The following is a 4,584-nucleotide window of genomic DNA, read 5'->3' as shown; positions in this document are numbered from 1 at the left end:
AATTAAAAAAGAGCCCTTGCTGCATTCAATTCAAGCCTATTTTAAATACCTTATTGCTTCTAAAAATCAGTATGGTGTGCATTCTCCATTTCTTTTCGATTATCTCACCAAAGGATTAATGCAGGATCAACTTATACCGATAGACAAAGCGGTTTTATTCAGAAAAAATGTACGTTCTGACCGAAGAGAAATTCAAGTAACAGATTTTGGTGCCGGTTCCAAAATATTTAAAGATGGGCACAGACAAATCTCAAAAATTGCGGCAACTGCTGGAATGACTTCAAAGAGGGGTACATTACTAGCTAAAACCACATCGTATTTTAAACCAAAAAACATACTTGAAATCGGAACTTCCTTAGGTATTTCAACAGCTTTTATGCATGTCGGAGCACCAAATGCAAAAATTACAACTTTAGAAGGTTGTCCGTCGACCGCAACGATAGCCAAAGAATATTTTGACAATTGTGATTTCAAAAATATTGAAGTCGTCACAGGTGAATTTAATTCCACCCTTGATGGAGTACTTAAAAACAAAAACTATGATTTGATATTTTTTGATGGCAATCATCAAAAACAACCCACGCTAGACTATTTTAAAAAATGCTTGACGGCGGCTCATGAAAGCAGTGTTTTTATATTCGACGATATCCATTGGAGCAAAGAAATGGAATCCGCATGGGAAGAAATAAAAAATCACCCAAAGGTCACCTTAACCGCAGACACATTCAAATGGGGACTGGTGTTTTTTTCAAAAGGTAGAGAAAAACAACATTTCACCTTGCGGATTTAATCCAACCTTAAATCGTATTGTTGTGATATAATATACTTATTTTTGAAGAAAATTGTCTGACAATGAAAATATATACAAAAACCGGTGATGATGGTAAAACCTCATTGTTCGGTGGCACGCGGGTTCGAAAAAGTAATTTACGGATAGATGCCTATGGCACCGTTGATGAACTGAACTCTTTTATAGGTCTTGTAAAAGATCAGGTGGATGATGAATTTGTAACAAAGGATTTGTTGCGGATTCAAAACAAATTATTTGCTTTAGGAGCTATGCTGGCAACTCCCATAGAAAAACAGAAGCTCAAAGATGGAACAGATCGGCTGAAGATTGAAAAAGTGGAAGCAGATGAAATTACATATTTGGAAAATCAAATGGATGTAATGGATGAAGACCTGGAACCCATGAGACATTTTATTCTGCCCGGAGGTCATTCCGTTGTGTCATTCTGTCATATTGCAAGATGCGTTTGTCGCCGAGCGGAAAGAATTACCGTAGAATTAGCTGAATCTGAAGAGATTAACCCTAACATTATTACTTATTTGAATCGATTATCAGATTATTTATTTGTGTTGGCACGGAAATTGACTAAAGATTATAAGGTAAAAGAGATTCCTTGGATAGGCTGATTTATCAGTACTTAGGAAGACTTTTAAACCATAAAAAAACACGTTCTTTTGACAGTGAAAAAATAGTAATTAAAAACCTTGCTTTTTTCAGTAAAAAAATTACTTTTGCAATTCAAATTAATTAATATTCAATTATGTATTGGACATTAGAACTAGCATCTTATTTAAGTGATGCACCTTGGCCGGCAACAAAAGACGAGCTGATTGATTATGCAATAAGAACCGGAGCACCTTTAGAAGTTGTAGAAAACTTACAGGCGCTCGAAGACGAGGGTGAGAGTTACGAGATCATCCAAGAGATTTGGCCGGACTACCCAACGGATGAAGATTTCCTTTGGAATGAAGATGAATACTAAAAACAAAGGTCTCTAACGAGGCTTTTTTTTTTACCCGTCATCAAAGTGCAGTTGATCATCTTTGCACATGAATGTCGGAAAACAGATACTGATGCAACATCAGTTTAACAATATTTTAAATTATGAGTTTATTAAATTCAGTACTTAAGGCTTTTGTCGGAGACAAAAAGAAAAAAGACCTTAAACTTTTACAACCACTGGTAGAAAAAGTTCGCTCTTTTGACAAGGCCATGGAAAGTTTATCTATTGATGAATTACGAGAAAAAACGACTTCTTTCAAAAAAACCATCGCTGAGGCGATTCAATCCTACCAAGAGCAAATTGCAACACTGGAAGCGGAGATAGAATCAGCAACCATAGATAGAAAAGAAGCTATCTATAAAGAGATCGATCAATTAAGAGATGAATCCTATGAAGCTTCCGAAGCGGCATTAAACGAGATCAGGCCTGAAGCGTTTGCTGTGATGAGAGAAACAGCCAGAAGATTTTCCGATAATGAAACTTTAAAAGTAAAAGCTACTGCATTCGACAGAGAATTGTCTTCTCATGACTATGTGAATTTAGAGGGCGATGATGCCCTATGGTCAAATACCTGGAATGCAGCAGGAAAACCTATTACCTGGGATATGGTTCATTATGATGTGCAGTTAATTGGTGGTGCTGTTTTACATCAGGGTAATATTGCCGAAATGATGACGGGTGAAGGTAAAACCTTGGTTGCAACCCTGCCCATCTATTTAAATGCTTTAACAGGAAATGGCGTACATGTAGTTACGGTGAATGATTATTTGGCCAAACGTGACGCTGCCTGGATGGGACCTATTTTTGAGTTTCACGGTTTAAGTATTGACTGTATCGATCATCATAAACCAAATTCTGACGAAAGAAGAAAGGCTTATTTGGCTGATATCACCTATGGAACCAATAATGAATTTGGTTTTGATTATCTGAGAGATAATATGGCGCACTCGCCGAAGGACCTTGTTCAAAGACCGCATAATTATGCCATTGTAGATGAGGTGGATTCTGTTTTAGTTGATGACGCCAGAACGCCGCTTATCATCTCTGGAGCCATTCCTCAGGGAGACCGTCACGAGTTTAACGAATTGAAACCAAAGGTAGATGAGCTGGTTAGAATTCAAAACAAATACCTGATTGGAGTCTTAGCGGAAGCTAAAAAATTAATTAGCGAAGGAGATACCAAAGAAGGTGGATTTTTATTGTACCGCGTTTTTAGAGGATTGCCTAAGAATAAAGCACTGATCAAATTCTTAAGTCAGGAAGGCATCAAACAATTACTGCAGAAAACGGAAAATTTCTACATGCAGGACAACAACAGGGAAATGCCAAAGGTGGATGAAGAACTTTTGTTTGTGATCGAAGAGAAAAACAACTCCATTGATTTAACAGACAAAGGAATTTCTCATCTTTCCGGAGACAATGAAGATCATTTCTTTGTACTACCTGATATGGGAATTGAAGTTGGAAAAATTGACGCCAAAGAACTTTCCCCCGAAGACAATGCACGGGAAAAGGAAGAATTGTACAGAGATTTCAGCATCAAAAGTGAGCGTATTCATACCATGAATCAGCTGCTTAAAGCCTATACTCTTTTTGAAAAAGATGTAGAATATGTAATCATGGACGACCAGATAAAAATTGTTGATGAACAGACGGGTCGTGTGATGGATGGAAGAAGGTATTCTGACGGGTTGCACCAGGCCTTGGAAGCAAAGGAAAATGTAAAGATTGAAGCGGCTACACAAACGTTTGCAACGATTACCCTGCAAAATTACTTCAGAATGTACCGTAAGTTGTCAGGTATGACGGGTACTGCTATTACAGAGGCTGGTGAATTCTGGGAAATTTACAAATTGGATGTAGTTGAGATCCCAACCAACATGCCTTTGATCAGGGATGATAGAGAAGATCTTATTTACAAAACAAAAAGAGAGAAATACAATGCTGTTATTGATGAGATCAATAATTTAGTAAACCAGAAACGACCTGTACTTGTAGGTACCACCTCGGTTGAGATTTCTGAACTACTGTCTAAGATGTTGTCCATCAGAAAAATTCAGCACAATGTGTTGAATGCAAAATTACACAAAAAAGAAGCCGACATTGTTGAGTCTGCAGGGAACCCTGGTGTGGTAACCATTGCGACAAACATGGCTGGTAGGGGTACTGATATTAAGCTATCAAAAGAAGTTAAAGACGATGGTGGTTTGGCCATTATAGGTACTGAAAGACATGATTCAAGACGTGTTGACAGGCAGCTGCGTGGTCGTGCCGGTCGTCAGGGAGATCCTGGATCGACACAATTCTATGTATCACTTGAAGACAACTTAATGCGCCTTTTCGGTTCTGAAAGAATCGCCAAGATGATGGATAAGATGGGGCTAAAAGAAGGTGAAGTGATTCAACATTCAATGATTTCCAAATCTATTGAAAGAGCTCAGAAAAAAGTAGAAGAAAACAACTTTGGGATTCGTAAACGTTTGTTAGAATACGATGATATTATGAATGCTCAAAGAGAGGTTATTTATAAAAGAAGAAAACACGCCTTGTACGGAGAACGTTTGCAGGTAGATATTGTAAATATGATTTATGATACCTGCGATTCAATCGTGCTGAATAACAAAATGATGAATGATTATTCAAATTTCGAATTTGAATTGATCCGCTTCTCTTCTACCACCTCTCCATTTTCTAAAGAAGAATTTGAGAGTAAGGATGAAAGAGCCTTGGTAGATGAATTGTTCGAGGTGGTTTACAAGCATTACCAAAATAAGATTGAAAGAAGTGCCGT

Annotated in this window: 4 protein-coding genes; all 4 read left to right on the top strand. The window is 37.6% G+C overall.

Features of this window, described 5'->3' with window-relative positions; translation table 11 throughout:
• Positions 1 to 790 (top strand): O-methyltransferase (locus tag ACR2MV_RS01440; protein ID WP_434020093.1); only part of this gene is annotated, 790 nt, incomplete at its 5' end.
• A 62-nt stretch (positions 791 to 852) separates the two neighbouring features.
• Positions 853 to 1,416 (top strand): cob(I)yrinic acid a,c-diamide adenosyltransferase, encoded by a 564-nt coding sequence (locus tag ACR2MV_RS01435; protein ID WP_434020092.1) that lies wholly within the window; start codon positions 853 to 855, stop codon positions 1,414 to 1,416.
• A 134-nt stretch (positions 1,417 to 1,550) separates the two neighbouring features.
• A complete protein-coding gene (locus ACR2MV_RS01430) occupies positions 1,551 to 1,772 on the top strand; it encodes a DUF2795 domain-containing protein (RefSeq protein ID WP_290291894.1) in 222 nt (73 codons plus the stop codon).
• 122 nt (positions 1,773 to 1,894) lie between these two features.
• The coding region (gene secA, locus ACR2MV_RS01425) for a preprotein translocase subunit SecA (protein WP_434020091.1) at positions 1,895 to 4,584 on the top strand (2,690 nt) is incomplete at its 3' end.

This window comes from Lutimonas sp., from assembly GCF_051011215.1.
Classification (GTDB): Bacteria; Bacteroidota; Bacteroidia; order Flavobacteriales; family Flavobacteriaceae; genus Lutimonas.
This window is presented reverse-complemented; position numbering and strand designations above follow the sequence as displayed.